Annotated in this window: 18 protein-coding genes and 1 tRNA gene; 9 read left to right on the top strand and 10 right to left on the bottom strand. The window is 39.9% G+C overall.

The window, feature by feature from the left end:
* Positions 1-114 precede the first annotated feature (114 nt).
* A complete protein-coding gene (gene treR, locus E8M05_RS10675; protein WP_003066857.1) occupies positions 115-828 on the bottom strand; it encodes a trehalose operon repressor in 714 nt (237 codons plus the stop codon).
* 196 nt (positions 829-1,024) lie between these two features.
* On the opposite strand from treR, the gene treP reads away from it, so the two are divergent.
* Positions 1,025-2,998, top strand: a complete 1,974-nt coding sequence (treP, locus tag E8M05_RS10670; RefSeq protein ID WP_048790987.1) for a PTS system trehalose-specific EIIBC component — start codon at positions 1,025-1,027, stop codon at positions 2,996-2,998.
* A 14-nt stretch (positions 2,999-3,012) separates the two neighbouring features.
* The gene (gene treC / locus E8M05_RS10665; RefSeq protein ID WP_048790988.1) at positions 3,013-4,692 is read left to right on the top strand and encodes an alpha,alpha-phosphotrehalase; all 1,680 of its coding nucleotides are present in this window, start codon (positions 3,013-3,015) and stop codon (positions 4,690-4,692) included.
* Here treC and E8M05_RS10660 read toward each other — a convergent pair.
* Positions 4,642-4,974, bottom strand: coding sequence for a hypothetical protein (locus E8M05_RS10660; RefSeq protein WP_003066848.1), 333 nt, complete (start codon positions 4,972-4,974; stop codon positions 4,642-4,644). The two genes, treC and E8M05_RS10660, sit on opposite strands and share 51 nt — an antisense overlap.
* Before the next feature lie 108 nt (positions 4,975-5,082).
* A complete protein-coding gene (locus tag E8M05_RS10655; RefSeq protein ID WP_048790989.1) occupies positions 5,083-6,063 on the bottom strand; it encodes a Gfo/Idh/MocA family protein in 981 nt (326 codons plus the stop codon).
* A gap of 135 nt (positions 6,064-6,198) precedes the next feature.
* On the opposite strand from E8M05_RS10655, the gene E8M05_RS10650 reads away from it, so the two are divergent.
* The gene (locus E8M05_RS10650; RefSeq protein ID WP_048790990.1) at positions 6,199-8,094 is read left to right on the top strand and encodes a M13 family metallopeptidase; all 1,896 of its coding nucleotides are present in this window, start codon (positions 6,199-6,201) and stop codon (positions 8,092-8,094) included.
* Between the two features lie 266 nt (positions 8,095-8,360).
* On the opposite strand, the gene E8M05_RS10645 is transcribed toward E8M05_RS10650, so the two are convergent.
* Positions 8,361-9,314: a S66 family peptidase gene (locus E8M05_RS10645; protein WP_013852318.1), complete on the bottom strand. Its 954-nt coding sequence runs from the start codon at positions 9,312-9,314 to the stop codon at positions 8,361-8,363.
* 137 nt (positions 9,315-9,451) lie between these two features.
* Here E8M05_RS10645 and E8M05_RS10640 point away from each other — a divergent pair.
* From E8M05_RS10640 to tsf, 3 genes are all read left to right on the top strand, one after another.
* Positions 9,452-9,522 (top strand) — tRNA-Cys (locus E8M05_RS10640).
* Between the two features lie 310 nt (positions 9,523-9,832).
* Complete coding sequence (rpsB, locus tag E8M05_RS10635; RefSeq protein WP_013852317.1) at positions 9,833-10,600, top strand: 30S ribosomal protein S2; 768 nt, start codon at positions 9,833-9,835, stop codon at positions 10,598-10,600.
* A gap of 111 nt (positions 10,601-10,711) precedes the next feature.
* Entirely contained in the window at positions 10,712-11,749 is a 1,038-nt protein-coding gene (tsf, locus tag E8M05_RS10630; RefSeq protein ID WP_048790991.1) for a translation elongation factor Ts, read from the top strand.
* Positions 11,750-11,877: 128 nt separating this feature from the next.
* Here tsf and E8M05_RS10625 read toward each other — a convergent pair whose 3' ends face one another.
* Positions 11,878-12,342 (bottom strand): COG2426 family protein, encoded by a 465-nt coding sequence (locus E8M05_RS10625; RefSeq protein ID WP_003066829.1) that lies wholly within the window; start codon positions 12,340-12,342, stop codon positions 11,878-11,880.
* Between the two features lie 674 nt (positions 12,343-13,016).
* On the opposite strand from E8M05_RS10625, the gene E8M05_RS10620 reads away from it, so the two are divergent.
* Both E8M05_RS10620 and E8M05_RS10615 read left to right on the top strand, forming a co-directional pair.
* Positions 13,017-13,478, top strand: coding sequence for a CtsR family transcriptional regulator (locus E8M05_RS10620; RefSeq protein ID WP_003066826.1), 462 nt, complete (start codon positions 13,017-13,019; stop codon positions 13,476-13,478).
* Entirely contained in the window at positions 13,475-15,916 is a 2,442-nt protein-coding gene (locus tag E8M05_RS10615) for an ATP-dependent Clp protease ATP-binding subunit (protein ID WP_048790992.1), read from the top strand. The genes E8M05_RS10620 and E8M05_RS10615 overlap by 4 nt, the downstream gene beginning before the upstream one ends.
* Before the next feature lie 73 nt (positions 15,917-15,989).
* Here the strand turns inward: E8M05_RS10615 and dusB are convergent, their stop codons facing one another.
* The 5 genes from dusB to gshAB form a co-directional block, all read right to left on the bottom strand.
* Complete coding sequence (gene dusB / locus E8M05_RS10610) at positions 15,990-16,967, bottom strand: tRNA dihydrouridine synthase DusB (RefSeq protein WP_003066823.1); 978 nt, start codon at positions 16,965-16,967, stop codon at positions 15,990-15,992.
* A complete protein-coding gene (gene hslO / locus E8M05_RS10605) occupies positions 16,960-17,826 on the bottom strand; it encodes an Hsp33 family molecular chaperone HslO (RefSeq protein ID WP_003066821.1) in 867 nt (288 codons plus the stop codon). The genes dusB and hslO overlap by 8 nt, the downstream gene beginning before the upstream one ends.
* Before the next feature lie 214 nt (positions 17,827-18,040).
* Entirely contained in the window at positions 18,041-19,318 is a 1,278-nt protein-coding gene (locus E8M05_RS10600; RefSeq protein ID WP_003066819.1) for a toxic anion resistance protein, read from the bottom strand.
* 29 nt (positions 19,319-19,347) lie between these two features.
* Entirely contained in the window at positions 19,348-20,175 is an 828-nt protein-coding gene (locus E8M05_RS10595; RefSeq protein ID WP_003066817.1) for a membrane protein, read from the bottom strand.
* 122 nt (positions 20,176-20,297) lie between these two features.
* Complete coding sequence (gene gshAB, locus E8M05_RS10590) at positions 20,298-22,550, bottom strand: bifunctional glutamate--cysteine ligase GshA/glutathione synthetase GshB (RefSeq protein WP_048790993.1); 2,253 nt, start codon at positions 22,548-22,550, stop codon at positions 20,298-20,300.
* Positions 22,551-23,060: 510 nt separating this feature from the next.
* On the opposite strand from gshAB, the gene E8M05_RS10585 reads away from it, so the two are divergent.
* Positions 23,061-24,353, top strand: coding sequence for an adenylosuccinate synthase (locus E8M05_RS10585; RefSeq protein ID WP_003066779.1), 1,293 nt, complete (start codon positions 23,061-23,063; stop codon positions 24,351-24,353).
* Positions 24,354-24,891 lie beyond the last annotated feature (538 nt).

Genomic DNA, 24,891 nt, shown 5'->3' with positions numbered 1-24,891 from the left:
CCTTAGGCGCTGTGAGTGGTAGGGCTGACAGTTCAGCAGGAAATCCAAGGTATTTCAAAACTTTCGAGATATGGGAGAGACTGCGTTTTTTTATTCTCAAATAGGTGTCACGTGTTACTGTGGTTTTCGGGTTGCGAAGTCAACGAAGCGGAATTTTTCGAGTTTGTGTCTGCTTTCGGTGAATTGGAATTGGTGTTTGTTGGCGAGGTAAACTTTTGATTTGACAGAGACAACGTGGTGTTCGGCACCGATGTCAAGGAGTAGTTTGTCACGGTCAGTTAGCTGGTCAATGGTGATTTCTTTTTGAGCGAAAGCGATGATGAGGTGGAGTTGGTTTTCAAGGTAATCGTAAATGGATTGTTCGGCGATTTCTCGTGTCATATTTGGCACGATTTTTTTGTCTAAATAATCAATGTCAAGGACAGAAGCGGTGCCGTCAACGACACGTTGGCGAATGATTCGCCAGACAAGGTTATTTTTCTTGAAACCTGTCAGCGCAGCTAATTTTTCATCAACGATAAGTTTATCAATGGCAATGACATTGGTTTTGGAATTGATATGGTGAGCATCGACCAGTTCTTTATAGCTTGTGAGCTGTGAAACGGGAAAATCAATCTGCTCGTGTTTGATGACTTGAGAGCCAGAACCATGAATTTTCTGGATGAGCCCTGCTTCAGCAAGGAGACTAAGCGCTTTGCGGATAGTGTCACGGCTCATATGGTAGGTTTGGGTTAGCTCGTTTTCGGTGGGGAGATAGTCACCAGCTTGGTAAATGCCAGAGGTAATATCGTGTTCAAGGTCTTTAAAGATTTGTTCGTATTTTTTCATGAGTTATGTTGAGAAATTCCTTTAGTTTTATAAAGTTGTTTTTAAATTACCATACGACTTGGAAAAAATCAAGAAAAAATGTGCTTATTTACAGCAAACAACTTGCAGACAAAATAGGAAACGATTACAATAACCTTGTAAATAAAGCTAGCAACTATTTATAGACTAACAAAGGAGTCGGTTTTACCGAAGACATATGGGAAAATTTGAAAGAGATGCCCGTGAAATGCTTGAAGCTATCGGCGGGAAAGAAAATATTGCGGCGGTAACGCATTGTGCGACGCGGATGCGTTTTGTTTTAAATGATGAGAGTAAGGCGGATGTTAAGCGTTTGGAAGCCATCCCTGCGGTTAAGGGGACATTTACAAATGCAGGGCAATTCCAAGTAATTATCGGAAATGATGTTCCTATTTTTTATAATGATTTTACAGCGGTTTCTGGTATCGAAGGGGTATCAAAAGAAGCGGCTAAATCAGCTGCGCAGAAAAATCAAAATTGGTTACAACGTGCGCTTGCAATGTTGGCGGAAATTTTTACACCTATCATTCCAGCGATTATCGTTGGTGGTTTGATTTTAGGTTTTCGTAATATTCTTGAAGGTGTTGAATGGTCAGCATTGAATGGTAAGACGATTGTTGAGGTTTCTCAATTTTGGTCTGGTGTGAACTCATTTTTGTGGCTGCCAGGTGAAGCGATTTTCCACTATTTACCAGTAGGAATCGTCTGGTCTGTGACACGTAAAATGGGAACTAGCCAGATTCTGGGGATTGTTCTGGGGATTTGTTTGATTTCTCCAAACCAACTGTTAAATGCTTATAATGTTGCCAGCACATCAGCTGCTGAAATTGCGGCAAACTGGACTTGGGATTTTGGTTTCTTTACGGTTCAAAAGATTGGTTACCAAGCTCAAGTTATTCCAGCGCTGTTGGCAGGGTTGTCTTTGGCTTACCTGGAACGGTTCTGGCGTAAGCATATTCCAGAAGTGATTTCGATGATTTTTGTGCCGTTTCTATCATTGATTCCAGCATTGATTTTGGCACATACGGTGCTTGGTCCGATTGGTTGGACAATTGGTAAAGGTATTTCGGCAGTGGTACTTGCTGGATTGACTGGTCCTGTGAAATGGCTCTTTGGTGCTATCTTCGGTGCACTTTATGCGCCACTTGTTATTACTGGTTTACACCACATGACTAATGCGATTGATACACAATTGATTGCGGATGCTGGTGGTACTGGGCTTTGGCCAATGATTGCTTTGTCAAATATTGCTCAAGGTTCTGCTGTTTTGGCGTTTTATGTGATGAATCGTCATGATGAACGTGAAGCTCAAATTTCATTGCCAGCAGCGATTTCAGCTTATCTTGGTGTCACAGAACCAGCACTTTTTGGGGTTACCTTGAAGTATGTTTACCCATTTGTTGCAGGGATGATTGGTTCAGGTATTGCAGGGCTATTCTGTACAAGTTTCAATATCACGGCTAATGCGATTGGTATCGGTGGTTTGCCAGGTATTCTTTCGATTCAAGCAAAATACATGGGCTTATTTGCCATTGATATGGTGATTGCAATTGTTATTCCATTTGTTTTGACATTTATTTTCCGTCGTGTTGGTTTCTTGACAAAAGCTGAAGATGAAGTGAAGTCAGATGAAAATTCACAAGTTCAGGCAGTTGTTGAGGCTAAAAAGGATGCGGAAGTGCCTGCAGGAACAGTGATTTCTATCCAAAGTCCGCTTGCAGGACGCGCTAAAAATTTGAGTGAAGCACCAGACCCTGTTTTTGCCCAAGGTGTTATGGGACAAGGTGTTGTGATTGAACCGACAGAAGGAGAATTGGTTGCGCCAGTTGACGGTGTAGTATCAGTTCTTTTCCCAACAAAACACGCGATTGGTTTGGTTTCAGATGAAGGTCTTGAATTGCTGATGCATATCGGTATGGACACGGTAAATCTTGACGGAGACGGCTTTACGGCTCATGTTAAGCAAGGTGATAGAGTGTCGGTTGGTGATGCTTTGATTAGTTTTGACATGGCAGCTATTCAAGCGGCTAGCTATCCTGTGGTGACACCTGTTATTGTGACCAATCAAAATGATTTCCAGACGGATGTTACGCGAGAATTGCCGTGTGATGTTGCGCGTGGGGAAGCGATTTTTACAGCAAGTAAATTGTGATAAAGGAGCAAAAATTGGCATTTGATAAGAGAAAAGTCGTTTATCAGATTTACCCAAAATCTTATAAAGATACGACAGGCAATGGCGTAGGGGACTTGCGTGGGATTATTGAAAAATTACCCTATTTGGAAGAATTAGGTGTTGATGTCATCTGGCTCAACCCTTTCTATCCAAGTCCTCAACGTGATAATGGGTACGATATTTCAGATTACACAGCGGTCAATCCCTTATTTGGGACAATGGCTGATTTTGAAGAATTAAGTCAAAAAGCTAAGGAACATGGTATTGAATTGATGCTTGATATGGTTTTGAATCATTGTTCAATAGAGCATGAATGGTTCCAAAAAGCTTTAGCTGGGGGCAAATATTATCAAGAATTCTTCATTTTACGTGATACGCCGACGAATTGGGTTTCAAAATTCGGTGGTAATGCTTGGGCACCATTTGGTGATACTGGCAAATATTATTTGCATTTGTTTGACATTACACAAGCTGACTTGAATTGGCGCAATCCGCATGTGCGTGAGGAATTGTTCAAGGTGGTTAATTTCTGGCGTGAAAAAGGTGTCAAGGGATTTCGCTTCGATGTGATTAATCTAATTGGTAAAGATGAAGAGCTGAAAGATAATACTGCTTTTGATGGTAAACCTGAATACACAGACCGTCCGATTGCGCACGATTATTTGAAAATGTTAAATCAAGCGACATTTGGTCAAGATGACAATAGCATGACGGTTGGTGAAATGAGCTTTACAGACATTCCAAATTGTATCCAGTATAGCAACCCTGACAGTCATGAATTGGATATGGTTTTCAATTTTCATCATCTTAAGGTTGACTACGAAAATGGTCAAAAATGGACGTTAAAATCATTTGATTTTGAAGAATTAAAAACCCTTTTCCACACTTGGGGGGAAAAAATGAGTGAGGGTGGTGGCTGGTCAGCACTTTTCTGGAATAATCATGACCAACCTCGTGCGATTAATCGTTTCATAGATGTTAAAAACTTCCGTAATGAGGGAGCGACCATGTTAGCGGCAGCTATTCATTTGTCTCGTGGTACACCATATATTTACATGGGCGAAGAAATTGGTATGCTCGATCCAGATTATGACAGCATGGCTGATTATGTTGATGTTGAATGTTTAAATGCTTACCAAGAATTACTGACATCAGGCAAGACAGAAGCGGAAGCATTTGCCATTATTCAAGCAAAATCACGTGACAATAGCCGTACGCCGATGCAATGGGATGCTTCAGAGAATGCGGGATTTTCAACAGGCACACCATGGTTGAAAGTTGGTAAAACGTATCGTGACATTAATGTTGAAAATGAAAAAAGCGGACCAATCTTCACTTTCTATCAACAATTGATTCGTCTTAGAAAAGACTTACCAATTATTGCGGAAGGAAGTTATCAGTCAGCTTATCAAGATAATTCTTATATTTATGCGTTTGAACGTCATTTTGACGGAAAACAGTTGTTGGTGTTGAATAATTTTTTTGCTAAAGAAGTTGAGCTTGATTTGCCAGAAGCTTATCAGTCAGGACAAGTTTTGTTAAGCAATTATCCAGAAACAAACCTTTCTGAAAAAATCACTTTAAAACCTTATCAAACACTTGCCATTTATCAAGAAAATTTATCAAGTAAGCAGGATAATGACCAGAATGGTAATTATCAATACAATGGCTAAACCGTAGCTGATTTTTCCAAGACGGCTATGTGGATTAATGGAAACACCGAGCGTTCTGATACGCGTCAAGTCGTCTGTTTGGGCAAACTTATCACATTCATACCGATAACCAGCGATAATCATGCCAAGAATAGCAAGACATGATGTGCAAATAAGCAGTTTAGATACTCCGCTAGACAACGATTTTCCCAAAAAGATGTCAATACCCATAAGGATGATAAATAGTACTAAACAAGCATAACGAATAATCACATTTTTTCGGTTGGTATGTGTCGTTTCCATTTTATCCCCTTCTAACTCTCTCTTTAAGGCTTATTATAGCACTTTGAGGCGAATCTGTTGGGTGAAAATATAAGAGCGGGGAGATTTCCCTGCTCATTTTGTGTGTTGTCATTCTTCTTCTGGGTAAGTGAGGTTCCAGTCTTTGCGGAGTTTTGTCATAATGTCCATGACGTCTTTGGTGTAGTCGAGGTGCATGGCATTTTCTTGACCAGAAACGGCATTTTCCATGTCAGCGACTTCGTAGGAAAGAGCGAGTGCGGTACTTCCAGCTTCGATGACTTCTTGATGTCCGTCCTCGGTATAGGTAATCACCGCTTTTTGCCCACGAGGGTATTCGTAAAGTTCGATATAACCTTTACCGTAGGCGATTGTTCCACGTTTTGGTTGTTTGGCGTGAAGGCTTAACGTCAGAGTTGCCATTTCGCCTTGGCTGTTAGTTAGCAAAATCCCAGCTTGTTCATCGACTCCTGTCGGAGCTAATTTTACTTGGGAAGCAATTTGAGTCGGCGTTGATGTCATAAACCAACGGACAAAAGAAAGAGCATAGACACCAATATCAAGAAGTGCACCGCCAGCTAACTGACGATTAAAGAAACGGTTTGTCATATCGTATTCTTTGTAGCTGCCAAAATTCATTTGAATGAGCTTCAATCCACCGAGTTTTCCAGTCGCAATGATTTCTGAAAGTTTGCGGTAAATTGGCATATGGAAAATGGTCATGGCTTCTGCTAAAATGACGTGATTTTCTTCAGCTAGCTTGATAGCTTCGTCCAATTCGTCAGCGTTAAGCGTAATTGACTTTTCACATAAAACGTGTTTGCCGTTTGCTAGGGCTTTACGCAAAAAGTTAATGTGTGTATTGTGTGGCGTTGAGATGTAAATAATATCTACGTTAGGGTCGTCAAATACCTCATCAATAGTTTGATAAACTTTGTCAATGCCATATTTTTCAGCGAAAGCTAGCCCCTTATCATAAGTGCGGTTAGCAACAGAATAGAGTTTTCGCCCTTGTTGTTGAAGTGCTTGCGCTAATTCATTAGCAATGACACCAGTTCCCAGGGTTGCCCAATTATAATGTTTTTTAGTCATAGTTGCCTCCTTGCTCTAAGTATAGCAAAAAAGTGTCAGAAAGTCTGTTATTTAATTTCTGACAAATGTGCTTTATATCTGCTATTCTCACCTTTTTTTGATAAAATGGTTCTAATAGATTAAAGGAGATTTTTTATGACTCGATATCAAGACGATTTTTATGATGCTGTCAATGGCGAATGGGAAAAAACAGCCGTTATTCCTGATGATAAACCACGTACAGGTGGTTTTTCAGATTTAGCCGATGAGATTGAAGATTTAATGTTGGCAACAACAGATAAATGGCTTAGCGGCGAAGATGTACCAGAGGATAGTATTTTACAAAACTATATCAAGTTTCATCGTATGACTTCAGATTATGATAAACGTGAAGAAGTTGGTGTCGCACCAGTTCTTCCATTGATTGAAGAATACAAAAACTTGGATTCTTTTGCTGAATTTGCAGGCAAAATTGCAGATTTTGAAATGGCAGGAAAACCAAATGAATTTCCGCTTGGTGTTGCCCCAGATTTCATGAATGCGCAGCTCAATGTTCTTTGGGCAGAAGCTCCTGGAACAATCTTGCCTGATACGACTTACTATGCCGAAGATAATGAAAAAGGTAAAGAATTACTAGCTATCTGGCGCCAAATGCAAGAAGAATTATTGCCAAAATTTGGTTTTTCAGCTGAAGAAACGAAAGACTTGCTTGACAAGGTGATTACATTAGATGCCAAAGTCGCTAAATATGTTTTGTCACGTGAAGAATCTTCTGAATACGTCAAACTTTATCACCCATATGATTGGGCTGATTTTACAAAATTAGCACCAGAATTGCCTTTGGATGCTATTTTCACGCAAATTTTGGGAGAAATTCCTGATAAAGTGATTGTTCCTGAAGAACGTTTCTGGACAGAGTTTGCTGCTGACTATTATTCAGAAAAGAACTGGGATTTGCTAAAGGCGGATTTGGTTTTATCAGCTACGGGGGCGTTTAACGGTTACTTAACAGATGACATTCGTGTGCTTTCAGGTGCTTATGGTCGTGCGCTTTCAGGGACACCACAAGCTATGGATAAGAAAAAAGCATCTTACTATTTAGCTTCGGGCCCTTATAACCAAGCACTTGGTCTTTGGTATGCTGGGCAAAAATTCTCTCCAGAAGCCAAAGCCGATGTGGAACATAAAGTAGCGACAATGATTGATGTTTACAAGAAACGTTTGACGTCAGCAGATTGGTTAGCAAAAGAAACACGTGATAAAGCCATTGTTAAATTAAACGTCATTACACCACACATTGGTTATCCTGAAAAATTGCCAGAAACTTATGCTAAGAAAATCATTGATGACTCGTTGTCATTAGTTGAAAATGCGCAAAACCTTGCTAAAATTTCAATCGCACATAGCTGGAGCAAATGGAACAAGCCTGTTGACCGTAGTGAATGGCATATGCCTGCCCATATGGTTAATGCTTACTATGACCCACAACAAAATCAGATTGTCTTTCCAGCGGCGATCTTACAAGCCCCATTTTACAGTTTAGAACAAAGTTCATCTGCTAACTATGGTGGTATTGGTGCGGTTATTGCCCATGAAATTTCACATGCTTTTGATACCAACGGTGCATCATTTGATGAACATGGTAGCCTCAATAACTGGTGGAAAGAAGCAGATTACCAAGCCTTTACAGAACGTACGGATAAAATCGTTGACCAATTTGACGGTTTAGATTCATATGGTGCGAAAGTCAATGGTAAATTAACCGTTTCTGAAAATGTGGCTGACCTTGGTGGTGTGGCTTGTGCACTCGAAGCCGCAAAACAAGACGAGGATTTCTCAGCACGTGATTTCTTCATCAACTTTGCAACGATTTGGCGCATGAAAGCGCGTGATGAATATATGCAAATGTTAGCAAGCATTGACGTTCATGCACCAGGAAAACTTCGTACCAATGTTACATTGACAAACTTTGATGAATTCCACACAGAATTTGACATCAAAGCAGGTGACCCAATGTGGCGCGCACCAGAAGACCGCGTTATCATTTGGTGATTTGTTGAAAAAGTTTGAAGCTGAGCATTTTTGCTTGGCTTTTTTGTGTCATGAAAAGAGATTATTTTAAAGTTTATTATTAAGAGTTGCTTATTAAATAAGTGGCAAAAGCAAAAAGATAAGAATAGGTAATAAATTAAATAAGCGTTTCAGCATAGTAGATTTCCTCCATAGATTATAACCTCATTTTAGCAGAGGAATTGATGAAATCGCTTTATTTGTAAATCTGCAAATGAAAATATTTTAATTATTCTTTTTTAGGGTATTTATTCCTCGATGTGAATGCTTAAAGTGTCAGTGTCAATGCTTGCTTGTGCGCCGATAGTGATTGTAAAGAGTGGCTGAGTGTGGGCAAAATCAAGGTCATACATGACAGGAATGGTTTTAAGAAGTGGGTGCTTGTCTAGGATATAGGTTAATATTTCGGGTGTCATTTGGCATTCCTTTGGGAAGCGTCCGATAAGCACCGCTTTTGGATTGGGGTAAGCTTGTAAAATGGCTGCTAAATTGCGGTCAAACTCATGATAGTCATCTTCTTCTGCCTCTTCTAAGAAAAGGACATAATCGTTGACTTGAGGGGCGTAAGGTGTTCCGCGAAGAAGTCCAAAAGTAGATAAATTTCCACCAATAATGGTGCCAGAAGCTTTCCCTGCGTTGTAAATTTTCCATTCTGTTGGCATAAAATGACGTGGTTGTGTTGGGTCATACCAAGGGTCGCTTGACCACTCTTGACTTGGAACAAGGTCATAAGCTGATTTTGTCATAGCGTTTAACCAAGCCTTGCTTTGGTAATCTTGACCTTCTTTCATTTTAAAACTAGAATATGACGGTCCCATGTAAGTGAGGTTTCCAGTTTTAGCAAAAATAGCATTCAAAAAAGCTGTCGAATCCGAATACCCACAGATAATTTTAGGGTGTTTGGCAATTAAGTCGTAGTCAAGATAAGGCAATAGTTCGTTAGAATTAAAACCACCAATCGTAGCCAGAATAGCATCAACAGAGTCATCAGCAAAAGCAGCGTGCAAATCAGCAATACGGCTCTTGATTGAAGAAGAATAGAGCATATCAGATTCTAAGTAATGCTCTGAAAATGACACACGAAATCCTAGATTTTCTAACGTTTCTTTGGCAGAAAGATTGGCTTCAAATCCACCCAAGCGAGCAATTGAATCTGACGGGCTGAGTACGCGAATATGACTGTTAGGACTTAGTTTTTTCATAAAACACCTCCAAAGATTTTTAGTATTATAGCATAAATGCCGTATTTTACAAGGGAAATAGAATTGGTCGATAAGTTCAGAATTTAAGAAATTTACTTGACGCCGCTTAGATTTTAAGGTAGAATATTATTTGTTATGGCGGTATAGCCAAGTGGTAAGGCACGGCTCTGCAAAAGCTTGATCGTCGGTTCAAATCCGTCTACCGCCTTTATATATAATGTGTTTACGCCAAAAGCCCGACAGAGTCGGGCTTTTGTTTTTGTGATAAGGATAAGGGAATAAGAATTTATCATGGCAGAGATTTAATGATAGGAGGTAGTGCCAAAATACTTTAAAGAAAAGCTTTTTAAGGTTGCATTTGACTTGTCAAAATAGAGGTTTTATGGTAAACTATAACAGTTGTTTTATGCAACAAATACTCATTCTGGATGTATTGTGAACCTGTTGCTCTTTATGGGTGGGTTTGCAAGATGAAGTCTGGGAGAGGAAAAAACATTATAAAAAAGGAGAAACTACTCATGGCAGTAATTTCAATGAAACAACTTCTTGAGGCTGGTGTTCACTTTGGTCACCAAACTCGTCGCTGGAACCCTAAGATGGCTAAATACATCTTCACAGAACGTAACGGTATCCACGTTATTGACCTTCAACAAACTGTAAAAATGGCTGATGTAGCTTACGAATTCGTTCGTGATGCAGCTGCTAACGACGCTGTTATCTTGTTTGTTGGTACTAAAAAGCAAGCTGCTGATGCTGTTAAAGAAGAAGCAGAACGTGCTGGTCAATACTACATCAACCACCGTTGGTTGGGTGGAACTCTTACAAACTGGGATACTATCCAAAAACGTATCGCTCGTTTGAAAGAAATCAAACGCATGGAAGAAGATGGAACTTTTGAAGTTCTTCCTAAGAAAGAAGTTGCTCTTCTTAACAAACAACGTGCTCGTCTTGAAAAATTCTTGGGTGGTATCGAAGATATGCCTCGTATCCCAGACGTAATGTACGTTGTTGATCCACACAAAGAACAAATCGCTGTTAAAGAAGCTAAAAAACTTGGTATCCCTGTTGTTGCAATGGTTGATACAAACGCTGATCCAGATGATATCGATGTTATCATCCCAGCAAACGATGACGCTATCCGTGCCGTTAAATTGATTACATCTAAATTGGCTGATGCTGTTATCGAAGGACGTCAAGGTGAAGATGCAGATGTTGATTTTGCATCAGAAGCACAAGCTGACTCAATCGAAGAAATTGTTGAAGTTGTAGAAGGCGACAACGAATAAGATTTTAAGGCTTAACAGTCTTTGATATGCTTTAAAACGGGGCAGAAAGCAAACCGCTCTGTCTCGTTTTTATTATTTTGGAAAACAAAAAAATCCTGGAGGACATAAAAAATGGCAATTACTGCAGCTCAAGTAAAAGAATTGCGCGAAAAATCAGGTGCTGGTGTCATGGACGCTAAAAAAGCACTTGTTGAAACTGATGGTGACATGGAAAAAGCAATTGAATTGCTTCGCGAAAAAGGTATGGCTAAAGCAGCTAAAAAAGCTGACCGCGTAGCCGCTGAAGGTTTGACTGGCCTTTATGTTGACGGTAACGTTGCAGCAGTTGTTGAAGTTAACGCTGAAACTGACTTCGTTGCTCAAAACGCACAATTCGTTGAATTGGTTAAAGAAACAGCTAAAGCTATCGCTGAACAAAAACCTGCTGATAACGAAGAAGCACTTAAAGTTACTTTGACTTCAGGTGAAACTTTAGAAGCAGCTTATGTTAATGCAACTGCGACTATCGGTGAAAAAATTTCATTCCGTCGTTTCGCTCTTATCGAAAAAACTGATGATCAACACTTTGGTGCATACCAACACAACGGTGGACGTATCGGTGTTGTAACTGTTATTGAAGGTGGCGACGAAGCTCTTGCTAAGCAAATCTCAATGCACGTTGCAGCTATGAAACCAACAGTTCTTTCATACGAAGAACTTGATCAAGAATTCATTCACGATGAATTAGCTCAAATGAACCACAAAATCGATCAAGATAACGAATCACGTGCAATGGTTAACAAACCAGCTCTTCCACACTTGAAATTCGGTTCTAAATCACAATTGTCTGATGAAGTAATCGCTCAAGCTGAAGAAGATATCAAGGCAGAACTAAAAGCAGAAGGCAAACCAGAAAAAATCTGGGATAAAATCATCCCTGGTAAAATGGATCGCTTCATGCTTGATAACACTAAAGTTGACCAACAATACACACTTCTTGCACAAGTTTACATCATGGATGACAGCAAAACTGTTGAACAATACCTTGATTCAGTAAATGCTAAAGTTATCACTTTTGCTCGCTTTGAAGTTGGTGAAGGTATCGAAAAAGCAGCTAACGACTTTGAATCAGAAGTTGCAGCAACAATGGCAGCAGCACTTAACAAATAAGAATAGCTTGCTAATAAAATAACCATCTGAGATAGAAATCTCAGGTGGTTTTGTATGCTTGAGAAATCTTGCTAACAGTTGATAAAAAACAACATTAAAAGAGCTTGGTTTGCTTCCTAAGCTCTTTTTTAGCTAAATGCTCCTAAGCCGAGAATTGTTAGTGTTCCCATGATTAGTCCTGCGAGGATAACCCCGAGCATAACTGCAACGACGCTTTGTTTGAAGTTCCAATCGAGGATTGATGCGGCTAATATTCCGGACCAGGCTCCTGTTCCAGGAATGGGGATACCAACAAAGAGTAATAAGGCGATAAATAGTCCACGGTTACCAGCAGTCGCAGCTAGTTTTTTACCACCGCTGTGACCTTTTTTCAAACACCAAGTAAAGAAACCACCGATAACTGGTTTATCTGCTCCCCATTCAAGCACACGACGTGCGAAGAAGAAGATAATTGGGATGGGGAGCATATTACCGACAACGCCGATAATAAGTGCTTGCCACATTGGAATACCAGTGGCGATTGCATAAGGAACAGCGCCACGAAGTTCTACAAGAGGAAGCATGGAAATCAAAAATGTAATAATATAGTTCATTTACTTGAAACCTTTCATTTGTTACAGATTTTATTGTATCCTATCTCTTGAGCAAACACAACCAAAATCTGTCTTTCGGTGATTGTTTTAGGCTGAAAATAGTATCATGATTGGTGTGATTGACTATTTGAGTGCCTTTCTTTGACAAGAGATGTTAGCTCATGCTATAACAACAGCAAGGAGAATTTCAGAGTAATATCTGAGTACAAGAAAAGCACCTTGCCGGCCAAAGCTAAGGTACTTTTTATCATCGCTTACAACTTTGCAATGTCTCAGAGAAGGACAACTATTTTTCAATATCATCAAAATGCTTCTCTATCCATTTTTTACGTATAGCTGTGCTAAAGTGAATTACAACAAGATTTACTATGTTGCGCACGATAATTAAAAGAAAAACTTGGTACAATACGCTAACGCACATTCTTTCGCAAGCGATTAGGGGAGTTGCCAAAGCGTACACAATGGGTTAATGCACTCAATTCTTACTTGCTCAATATACTGGATTGGTGTGATTGACTTTATTTTTATGAAACTTGAGATGATGATATTAAATTTATCTAAATTAGTAGGGCTTATTTTCCCCTAAAAAGGATATTTTTGTTATAATGATAGTCAGTTATAGTCAAAGATAGTCTATTTGGAAATGGTCATTAATCTTGAAAAGGAGGAAGCTAATGGCAAAAAATACATCTGATAGTATTGAAGAATACATTAAGCAATTACTTGCCCAATCAGGTATTGCCGAAATTAAGCGGTCAAACTTGGCAGATACCTTTCAAGTTGTTCCTAGCCAGATTAATTATGTGATTAAAACGCGTTTCACGGAAAGTCGTGGTTATACTGTCGAAAGTAAACGTGGTGGCGGAGGTTATATCCGCATTGCCAGAGTGCGTTTTTCAGATCAACATCAAATGTTTGGTAATCTTATGGCAAACATTGGTGAACGTATTAGTGAGCAGGTTTTCACGGATTTGATTCAGTTGCTGTTTGATGAAAAAATCATTACTGAACGTGAAGGAAATTTGATTTTAGCAACAGCTTCGGATGATGTTCTTGGCAAAGATGCTCCAGAGATTAGGGCACGTATGTTGCGGAAAATTTTACAAAGATTAGATAGAAAAGGATTCCATTTATGAGTGAGTATTCGATAAAAATGCAAGAGGTTTTCAGTGTTGCTCAATACCAAGCAGCGCGTTTTGAAAGCCCATATTTAGAAAGTTGGCACGTCCTTTTAGCTATGGTTGCTATCCATGACTCAGTCGCAGGGCTAACATTTGCGGAATACCAAACTAAAATCGCCTATGAAGAATATGAAGCGGCAGCTGTTTTAGCCATTGGGAAATCACCGTTAACGGACGTTGACAGAGTTCATTTTGTAGAACAATCTAAAGCTCTTAGTGACGTTTTAGCATTTGCTGAGTCTATTTGTCAGGTGACTGGCGGTAACGAAATCGGGACAGAACACGTGCTTTATGCGATGTTGTTAAACCTTGATTTATTTGCCACACGTTTGCTAGAAGTTGCTGGTTTTAAAAATAAAGAAGACGGTGACGCTGCTCGTTTGATTGATTTGCGTAAGAGTTTGGCACGTAATGCTGGTTTTACAAAGGAAAATATCAAGGCTATTCATGGGCTTCGTAAGCCGAAAAAAGCGACAATGGGCGGTGCTTTTTCTGAAATGATGAAACCACAGTCAACAGCGGGGGATTTGTCAGATTTCACGCGTGATTTGACAGAGATGGCAGGTCAAGGAAAATTAGAACCTGTTATCGGTCGTGAAAAAGAAATTTCTCGTATGGTGCAGGTGCTTAGTCGCAAAACGAAAAACAATCCAGTTTTAGTAGGGGAAGCTGGTGTTGGTAAAACGGCTCTTGCTTACGGTTTGGCACAGCGAATTGTCAATGGTGCGATTCCGTATGAACTCCAAGACATGCGTGTTTTAGAGCTTGATATGATGAGCGTTGTGGCTGGTACGCGATTCCGTGGTGATTTTGAAGAACGCATGAACCAAATCATCTCAGATATTGAGGAAGACGGTCATATTATTCTTTTCATTGACGAAGTGCATACGATTATGGGTTCAGGCTCTGGAATTGACAGCACTTTGGATGCGGCTAATATTCTAAAACCAGCGCTTGCGCGTGGTACGCTTCATATGGTTGGTGCGACAACGCAAGAAGAATATCAAAAACATCTTGAAAAAGATGCGGCGCTTTCTCGCCGTTTTGCTAAGATTACCATTGAAGAACCAAGTGTTGAAGATGCTTACCAAATCTTGCTTGGGTTAAAGAAATCATATGAAGATTTTCATAATGTGGTGATTTCTGACGAAGCTGTTTTAACGGCTGTCAAAGCTGCGCATCGCTATTTGACAAGTAAAAATCTTCCTGACTCAGCGATTGATTTGCTTGATGAAGCAAGTGCAACGGTTCAAGGTTTGGTGAAAAAAGAAGCGCCAGCTACTTTGACACCTGCTGATAAAGCTATTTTGGAAGGTGATTTCAAATTGGCAACGAAATTGCTGAAAGAGTCACGCAAGAAGCCAAATCGTAAACCAACTGCTGTGACAGAAGATGATATTATGGCAACGCTCAGTCGTTTGTCAGGTATTCCTGTTGAGAAAATGACACAGGCAGATAGTAAGAAATACTTGAACCTTGAAAAAGAACTCCATAAGCGTGTGATTGGCCAAGATTCAGCTATTTCAGCGATTAGTCGTGCTATTCGTCGTAATCAAGCGGGCATTCGTACAGGCAAACGTCCGATTGGGTCGTTTATGTTCTTGGGTCCAACGGGTGTTGGTAAAACAGAGTTGGCTAAAGCACTAGCAGAACTGCTATTTGATGATGAATCTGCTCTTATCCGTTTTGATATGTCTGAGTATATGGAAAAATTTGCGGCGAGTCGTCTTAACGGAGCTCCTCCAGGATATGTCGGTTACGAAGAAGGTGGCGAATTGACTGAAAAAGTTCGCAACAAACCTTATTCTGTGCTTCTATTTGACGAAGTTGAAAAAGCCCACCCAGATATTTTCAATGTGCTTCTCCAAGTGTTGGATGACGGTGTGCTGACGGATAGTCGTGGTCGTAAAGTTGATTTTTCAAACACGATTATCATCATGACATCAAATCTTGGGGCAACCGCTTTGCGTGATGAAAAGACAGTTGGTTTTGGTGCGCGTGATATGGCTCATGATTATGAGGCAATGCAAAAACGCATCATGGAAGAACTCAAAAAAGCTTACCGACCTGAATTCATCAACCGTATTGATGAAAAGGTTGTTTTCCACAACTTAACTCAAGAAAATATGCGTGATGTCGTGAAAATCATGGTTAAACCATTGATTGCGACACTAGCTGAAAAAGATATTACGCTAAAATTCCAACCATCAGCATTGAAATATTTAGCCGAAATTGGATACGACCCAGAAATGGGAGCTCGTCCGCTTCGCCGTACTCTGCAAGATAAAGTTGAAGATGAATTATCAGAGCTTATTCTATCAGGCGAATTGGCAAGTGGAAATACCCTTAAAATCGGCGTTTCTAAAGGGAAACTCAAATTTGATATTGCTTAATAATAAAATAAAAACAGCTGCTAAGTTTAACTTAGTAGCTGTTTTTGGGTTTGTTATCGGTGAAATTTCCCAATCATCGTAAGCTGTTAAAGATTTCTTTGACTTCGTCAATAGTTTCTGCGCGTGAGACGGCTCCACGGATTTTGGCAGCGCCAGCGGTACCACGGAGGTAGTGTGGGGCTAAACCACGGAATTCACGGACAGCGATTTTTTCACCTTTGAGGTCGATGAGACGTTTGAGGTGATCTTCTGCGATGTCCAATTTTTTGACAAATGGAAGGTCTGGCAGTTCTTCGCCTGTTTCAAAGTAATGATTGATTTGAGTGAAGATGTATGGATTGTTCATGGCTGCGCGTCCAACCATAACGGCATCAACACCGATTTCTTCAATCATGTATTTAGCATCGTGAACGTTACGGACATCACCGTTTCCAATAAATGGAATTTTGGTAATGGCTTTTGAAACACGAGCAAGTGTCTCGTGGTCACATGTTCCAGTGTACATTTGCTCACGTGTACGTCCATGCATAGCAAGGGCAGACACTCCAGCTGATTCGGCAGCAAGTGCATTTTCAACAGCGAGCTCACTATCTGACCAGCCAGTACGCATTTTGACAGTCAATGGAATATCGAGAACAGAAGTGACTTCATTGATAATGTGATAAATTTTATCAGGGTCTTTGAGCCATTTTGCGCCTGCTTCATTTTTGACAACCTTATTCACAGGGCAGCCCATATTGATGTCAACGATGTCAGCTTTGGTATTTTCTTGGATGAATTCAGCTGCGCGTTTAAGTCCGTCTGCGTCACCACCAAATAATTGAATTGACATTGGATGCTCATTTTCATCAATGTGAAGCATGTGAAGAGTTTTTTCGTTATTGTAGAGGAGACCTTTTTCAGAAATCATCTCCATGACAACTAAGCCCGCTCCAAATTCTTTTGCAATCGTACGAAAGGCAGAATTTGTCACTCCTGCCATGGGTGCTAGCACCGTACGGTGAGGAATTTCAACATCACCAATCATAAATGATGAGCTGAGTTTAGTCATTGATTAATCCCTCCAAGTCATTTTCGGTGAAGTTGTAAGTTTTACCACAGAATTGGCAAGTGATTTCGGCACCGTGGTCCTCGTCTTTCATGGCTTTGAGTTCTTCTTTGCCAAGAGTGACAAGAGCAGCTTCAAAACGTTCACGTGAACAATCACAATTAAAGCCGATTTCTTCTTCAGCAAGGACTTTGTACTCATCCTCGCCATAGATTGCTTTTAAAAGAGCTTCAACGTGGTCGTCAGATTCCAAAAGTTTTGAAATAGCAGGCATTTCTTGGATACGTTTTTCATAGCGGTTGATTTCTTCTTCAGAAGCACCTGGAAGGACTTGCAACATAAAGCCACCAGCAACTTCGACCTTGTCATTGTCGTCAAGAAGAACGTTAAGCCCAACGGCAGAAGGTGTTTGTTCAGATTCAGTCAAATAAAAAGCCAAATCTTCACCGATTTCACCTGAGACAAGTGGTGTTGAAGAAGTGTAAGGGTTACCTGTACCGTAGTCTGTGATGACAACGAATTGACCAGCACCCATGAATGGTCCAACCATGACTTCGCCAGTAGCGGTTTTCTTAATATCAACGCCAGTATTTTGAATATAGCCTTTGACATGTCCTTTAGTATCAGCCACAGAGATAATGTGACCAAGTGAGCTATCACCAATAACTTTGACGGTTACTTTGCTGTCTCCTTTCTGATTGGCAGCTAGGATTTGATTGGCAATAAGCGTTCTACCTAGGGCAACAGTAGAGCTAGAAAGTGTCTGATGTTTTTCTTGTGCAGATCTAACCGTCTCAGTGCTATTAAGCACATAAGCACGGAAAGAACCAGATTTTGAAATTGATTTTATAAGTTTATCCATAAGAACATTATAACACAAAGCAAATTTGATGGGCTAGTATTGTGGTTGGTAAAAGCGTAATCATCTGGGAGAAAATTAGGGCTTTAAGTCTGGTAGTTTGTTTGGAAAAGTAAAACTGCCCTATTCCTTAAAGTGAGGAGCAAGGCAGTTGGTAATTTTTATGATGTTGCAGTTAGTTGATAGCGAGTTGCTCGCATTATACTAGTCGATTCTCTTAGTCGTTTTCTGGTGTGATGTCTTTCTTTTTAACATTTTCTTGGCTTTCTTTACCTTCGTTGAGGAGAGCTTCGATGATTTTTTGGTCACGAATTTTAACAGAATCGTTGATTGTCTCAGCAGATTTAACAACGGCTGCTTCGAGTTGAGCACGCTGTTGTCGACCGTTGTCGATTGCAGCAATAATGCCGTTATTTTGTTCGACGAGGCTTTCAGCAAGTGCGGTCACGGATTGGATTGAAACGGTTGGGCTTTGTGCTGTGCGTTCAAGCATTGGAATGGCTTCTTTGCTTGTTTCAGCAAGCATTTGAAGCGCAGCGTTATTAGCATTGACAATAGCATCAGCAGTTACGCCAGATTTGACCGATTGTTGTAGAATACCGAGTTGGGCAATTGACAATTTCATTGTCGGAATGGTGTTGCGACGTAGCATGCCAAGTTTTTGACGCATATCTGATGACACTTTAACCATGTTGCGCATTTGTGGCGTTGTTGTCCAAGCGACATAAAGGCGACTGAGGTATTCGGTGTGTTGTTGTTCCAATGTATTGATGACTTCGGTCATGCGTGCCAATTCGTCTGATTTTGTTTGGTATTCAGGCGTTGCGCTATCAAGTGTAGTAATTTCATTTTGCAATTGGCTAGCACGGTTGGCGCCTTCGGTTTGAGCGGCTTCGATGAAAGCAATGACACCGACAAGATTTTCGATAGATTTGTTATTGTCCTCAATAAGCATTTCAGCAGAGACAATGTTACGTGCTAAGGTTTCTTCTTGTTTGACAACAGCGGCAGCCATGCCATCCATTTTTTGTTCAATATTTTGCGAATCAAAATAGAATTCTTGCAAAGTGTCTTTACCTTGTTTGAAAAGTTTTTGCAAGAAATTTGGTTTCTTTTCAAGCTCAGCAGGTTTAGCATCTTTGTATTTGGCGATAAAGCCGTTTAGTTCGCGGTTGGTGTTTTTGAGCAATTCATCTACTTGAGGAATTTCAAGTTTCTTTTGCTCTGACAAAATGCGATTGACAGTCGTGTTGACTTCCTCAACAGCTGATGTTCCAAAATCAAGAAGAGCATTTTGGTCAGCAACGAAATTATCGATCAAAGCAGGTGCTTTAGCTGTAATTGCTGATTGTTGTTCAGGTGACAATTTGTCGTAGAATGAGACTTGTCCTGTTGAGCTGGTGTCGCTTGAAACAATAATTTCAGTTGTTTTATCTGTTTTTGTAATCGCATTTTCAGCGATTTTATCAATATCAAAGTTGAAAGTATCAGCCATTAGAATTCTCCTTTATGTGCAAGGCAACATTATAAGTTTGTGTCATCGTCAGCCATCATACGAAGGCTAATATCAAAGTCTTTTAAATCACTTTCGTTCAGTTTTCTCAATGTTTCGTCTAATGCCAAGTCAAATTTTTCCATAGCTGTTTTGGCCTGTGCCAAACGTTCCTCGGCATTGTAATAATCTTTTGGAGATTTTTTGATTTTGAGATAACCCTCTAAAATATCTCGAAAACGTTCCATGTCTGCTTCGTGAAGGGCGGTTAATTCTTCTTTGTTATCCGCATTTTCAATCTTTTCCAGAATGGTTAAGTGGTCTTTTTGAATGTTGTTGTAAAGCTTGGTCAACTCGGGAGCGTATTGAAGCAATTCTTTTTCTTCACCTGAAGCTTGCGGTGTTGCTGGTGAAACGTCCAATTTTTCCAGTTGTAACAAGATATCTTCCTCAACACTCTCTGCTTTCTGAAGGATACGTTTAGAGATTTTGAGGTCCATTTTAGATTTTAAGTCAGTGACTTCAGTTTTGATGTTGCGGATTTTGGGCAATAGCTGGCGCGCAACGACAACATATTGCGTGTAATCTTTTTCATCAAGGTAATTATCCAAAAGTTTAACTTGGCGGTCAGCCAGTCTAATACTATCTTTTAAATCTTGTAAACGTTGTTCGGTATTGACTTTTTCAAGTCGTGTCTGCTTGGTTGCCAAATAATAAACACCATATCCAACCCCTGCAATAAGAACAATAGGTAAAATGATTTCTAAAAGGCTCTCAAGCAAAGCAATAAGAATAATAACTCCGATAATAGCGGTGAAAATACCGTTTCCACCTCTTGGAGGTCTACCATAACGTGGCATAATGTTAGTCAGTCCATTTCTATCTGATTTTGTATTTATTTTATCGCAAAATGGTGCTTGATGACAAGTAATGACTGTACTTTGAGACAGATTTTTTATTTACAGGTGTGATAGAAATTTTTTTAGATTTCTGGGAAGAGTTTTGCTAGGATTTTTGGTGTCAATGCTTGCCCTTTTCCTGCGTGGCAATAAGTGTGCATGTACATTGCTGGATTGAAATTCAGCTCGATACACGAGCAGTTTGGCTCTTCTTTACTAGCATTGAGATTTTCGTCAGGAATAATCAAATCTACCCCACAAACCCAAGCACCGATAGCGCTAGCCATTTGAGCTGCTAGTTGTTGATAAGATTTGTTCATGGCTTCGGTAACGTCAATGGAATCACCGCCAGTTGAAATGTTAGAGTTACGGCGTAAATCAACCTTGACACCTTCAGGGAGAATGTCATCTGGTGTGTATCCTTGTTGCTCTAACATGAGGCGTTCAATGTCGCCTAGTTCAATGATTTCAAGTGGTGAACGGTGATTGTAGCCACGGAGTGGATTTTGATTTTTAAGGTCAACCAATTCCGCAATCGTGTGTGTACCATCACCAACCACGTTAGCAGCAATTCGCAGAAGCACCGCTTCGCATTTACCATCAAGAACGAAGAAGCGATATTCAGTTCCAGAGATAAATTCTTCAACTAAAATCGTGTCATCTTCAGCAAAGGCAATGTCTAGAGCGCTTTGGTAAGAAGCAAGGTCAGCAGATTCTTTGAAAATTGAGATACCTAGTCCGTAGTTAGTCGATTTTGGTTTGACAACGATAGCCTTGTCTTTGACTTGTGAAAAATAGCGGAGAGCGGTATCTTTGTCGTCGAATTCTTGTCCAGCTGGGACTGGGAAGCCTGCTTGTGCTAGCAATTTCTTCGTGACTACCTTATTTTCCATGACAAGTGGTGTAATGTAATTATCTTTGGCAGTCATATTGGCATTTTTGACGTATTCAACATGGTCACCATGCCAAAGTTTGAGAAACTGGTCATTTTCATCAAGAATATTAACGTTTACTCCCTTTTGAATGGCATCAAAAAGTAATAATTGAGTGGAAAGCTCCATATTCTCATAGCCTTTGAGGGCATAATGAGCATGCCAAGCATAGTCGTGATAGGCTTGCCCTTTTTCTTGCCCAAATGTTTCCAAAGAGAGGTGGTCAATTTCTGTCACTAAACGTCCACCAATGGTCAATTCAGGGTGTTCAATCTGTGCTTTGACATTTTCGAGTAGGGTGTGATAATGCTCTGGCAAATCAAAGTGTTCAACGACTGCTTGCATGGCAGAAAGGATAAGGTCAGCAGGTGCTTCTTGTGGCAATTTCTCAAGTGGGTGGCTAAGAGCGATGCGGTCATTAAGCGCTTTTGCGTCAGCAATATCTTGGTCAATAGCAAAGCTATCATCTAACCAAAGAAGTGCCAAGGCGAAAAGGTGCACCGTATCAAGTGTTTCTTGGGTGATGCCGCGATGGTCAAAAGGATTGATATCAAAACAACGGAACTCAAGGTAAGTAATGCCTTTTTTTAAATAATCGCGATTGTGTTTGCTGCCACGAAGTCGGACAGCTGAGTAAAATTCTTTTTCAGCAATGAGCTGACCAGAATTGACATAATGTTCAATGTCAGAAATATAACGTTCAAGGCTTTGGTAGGATACTTGAATGTCGTCATGATTAACATAGCCAAGGTGACTATTGCGGAGTGAGCGAACAGGCTTATCAAGTGGTTTGTCAAGAAATCCCTGCTCTGCTATTGGCGAAGCCCCATACAAATAAGTCAATAACCAACGAAAACGTAGGAAGTTTTGAGCTAATTTGAGGTAGAGGTCGTTTTTAAAGGCGATTAGAGAGGTATAGTCACTTTCTTCAAAAAGAGCAGTCACAAGGTTAGCACCCAGCTCCATGTTGTAATGGATTCCAGACATGGATTGAAGCACCTTGCCATACACTTTTGCTAAATGGTCGCGGTATTGGCGTTCCCAGTGATCCTCTAGACTGGCAATAGCAATCTCATCAGCCGTTAGTTTTGGTGGCATTGATAAAGGCCAAAGGTACTCATCTTTGTTGATTGATCGCCCAATGACATCTGTGATAGCGCCAAGAAAACGTAGAACTTCACTAGTTGAGTTGGCAATCGGAGTGATTAACTCTATCTGTGGCTCGCTGTAATCCGTCTGAATGTAAGGGTGAAATGAGCGACTCCCCAAAATTTCAGGGTGCTTAGTTTGGGCAACTCTGTGATTTATTTTACTAATGCGAAGGCTCTCTCTTTCTAAGCCAAAAGTTGCTTGAAGGATAGGGAGACTTGCGGGTGATTTTTGTAATAATCCGTTCAATGTCATGGTAATCTCCTCATTAATAATCTATAATAATCTATCTGAAATCTGACAGTTCTTTAGTGATAAATATTTGTCAAAAAATAGTCGGTCGTTGTTGATAAATGTAAAACTATTCTAGGGAAAAGTTGCTAAAAAAGCAAGATTTTTGACACGTTTTACCAGAATTTTCAGGCATTTTTTCAGGAAATGCAGTGGCTATCGCATTTGCGGGCAAGGATTACTGGATGAACTTTTAACGGAGGGGCGAAAAAGTATCTGTTTAAAGCTGCTTTTTTTTAAAATCTAAAAACGTTCGGGAAAAATAATATTTTGTCATCAAATATTGAAAAAAAATCAGAAATTGCATATAATAAGTTGTAAGACAAACTCGCAGGTGAGATTCCTGCCATGTTGTACAAGAAAGGATGAAGATACAATTTTATAGCTTGGAGATAGATACGTGACGCTTTGTTTTAGCTAGTATCGTTTTTATTTGCTCGCTGTATAAATGTTAGTATCCATATCGAACAGAATATGACATCAGTAGTAGTTGTTGGTACCCAATGGGGTGATGAAGGAAAAGGTAAAATCACAGACTTTTTGTCTCAAGATGCTGAAGTGATTGCACGTTATCAAGGTGGAGACAATGCAGGTCACACTATCGTTATTGACGGTAAGAAATTTAAGCTGCATTTGATTCCGTCAGGTATTTTCTTCCCAGAGAAAATCTCTGTTATCGGAAATGGTGTGGTTGTCAATCCAAAATCATTGGTAACTGAATTGAAATACTTGCATGATGAGGGAATTACAACAGATAGTCTTCGTATTTCTGATCGTGCACACGTTATTTTGCCATATCATATTAAACTTGATCGTTTGCAAGAGTCTTCTAAGGGTGATAATAAAATTGGGACAACAAATAAAGGAATCGGACCTGCTTACATGGATAAAGCAGCACGTGTCGGTATCCGAATTGCTGACCTTTTGGACAAAGAAATCTTTGCAGAACGCTTGCGCGTGAATTTGGAAGAAAAAAATCGTCTCTTCGAAAAAATGTACGAATGCGAACCAATCAAATTTGAAGACATCTTCGAGGAATACTATGAATATGGTCAACAAATCAAAGATTACGTTACAGATACATCAGTTATCTTGAACGATGCTCTTGACGCTGGAAAACGTGTCCTTTTCGAAGGTGCACAAGGTGTCATGCTTGATATTGACCAAGGAACATACCCATTTGTAACCTCATCTAACCCAGTCGCAGGTGGTGTAACAATCGGTTCTGGTGTTGGTCCAAGTAAAATCAACAAGGTTGTCGGTGTATGTAAAGCTTACACAAGCCGTGTTGGTGATGGACCATTCCCGACTGAACTTTTAGACGAAGTTGGCGACCGTATCCGTGAAGTCGGTCATGAATATGGGACAACAACTGGACGTCCACGTCGTGTCGGTTGGTTTGACTCAGTTGTCATGCGCCACAGCCGTCGTGTATCTGGTATCACGAACTTGTCACTTAACTCAATCGACGTTCTTTCAGGTCTTGATACTGTCAAAATCTGTGTGGCATACGATCTTGATGGTGAGCGCATTGACCATTACCCAGCAAGTCTTAAACAATTGAAACGTTGTAAACCGATCTATGAAGAATTACCAGGTTGGTCAGAAGACATCACAGGTTGCCGTAGCCTTGACGAACTTCCAGAAAATGCTCGTAACTACGTTCGTCGTGTTGGTGAACTTGTTGGTGTTCGCATTTCAACATTCTCAGTTGGACCGGACCGCGACCAAACGAATATTCTTGAGTCTGTTTGGGCAAATATTTAAGAAAAAGACACTTATCGGAAAAATTTAGGATAGTTTAAGTTGTTCTCACTATACTAACATTACTCCTAAACTTTTCTTTTCATATTTATATTTTCTAATACCATCGGAACTTCGGTTTCGGTGGTTTTTAAATATCATGGAATCTATTATATGAAATGTAACTTCCTAATAATTCTATCATTGTAAATCTAATAGAGATCCTAAGTTTTAATGTTATGAGCTAATTATGCATTACTGAACGGAAACATGATATAAGATATTTAAATGTTCCAAAAAATCTGGAGCTGTTCTTATGTTGTTGAAATTTATGTTAATAAAAAGTTAGCTAGAATAGTTGACATATCATAACTGGTTTTACCTCCACAAAAGTATGATTCAAAATTAAATATCAGATTTTCGTAAGAATATGTAACTTATAATATATTTTGCACATATGGTGTCTAAGTGATAAAAAAGAAATGTAGGTGATGTGGGAAAAACGATTAGTTAATTTCTACTTAGTTGTAAAAGAATTCCTAATACAGGATAAAAGCTATTT

The organism is Streptococcus pasteurianus (assembly GCF_004843545.1).
Taxonomy (GTDB): domain Bacteria; phylum Bacillota; class Bacilli; order Lactobacillales; family Streptococcaceae; genus Streptococcus; species Streptococcus pasteurianus.
The sequence above is the reverse complement of the archived record's forward strand: the minus strand, read 5'-3'. Positions and strand labels throughout refer to the sequence as shown.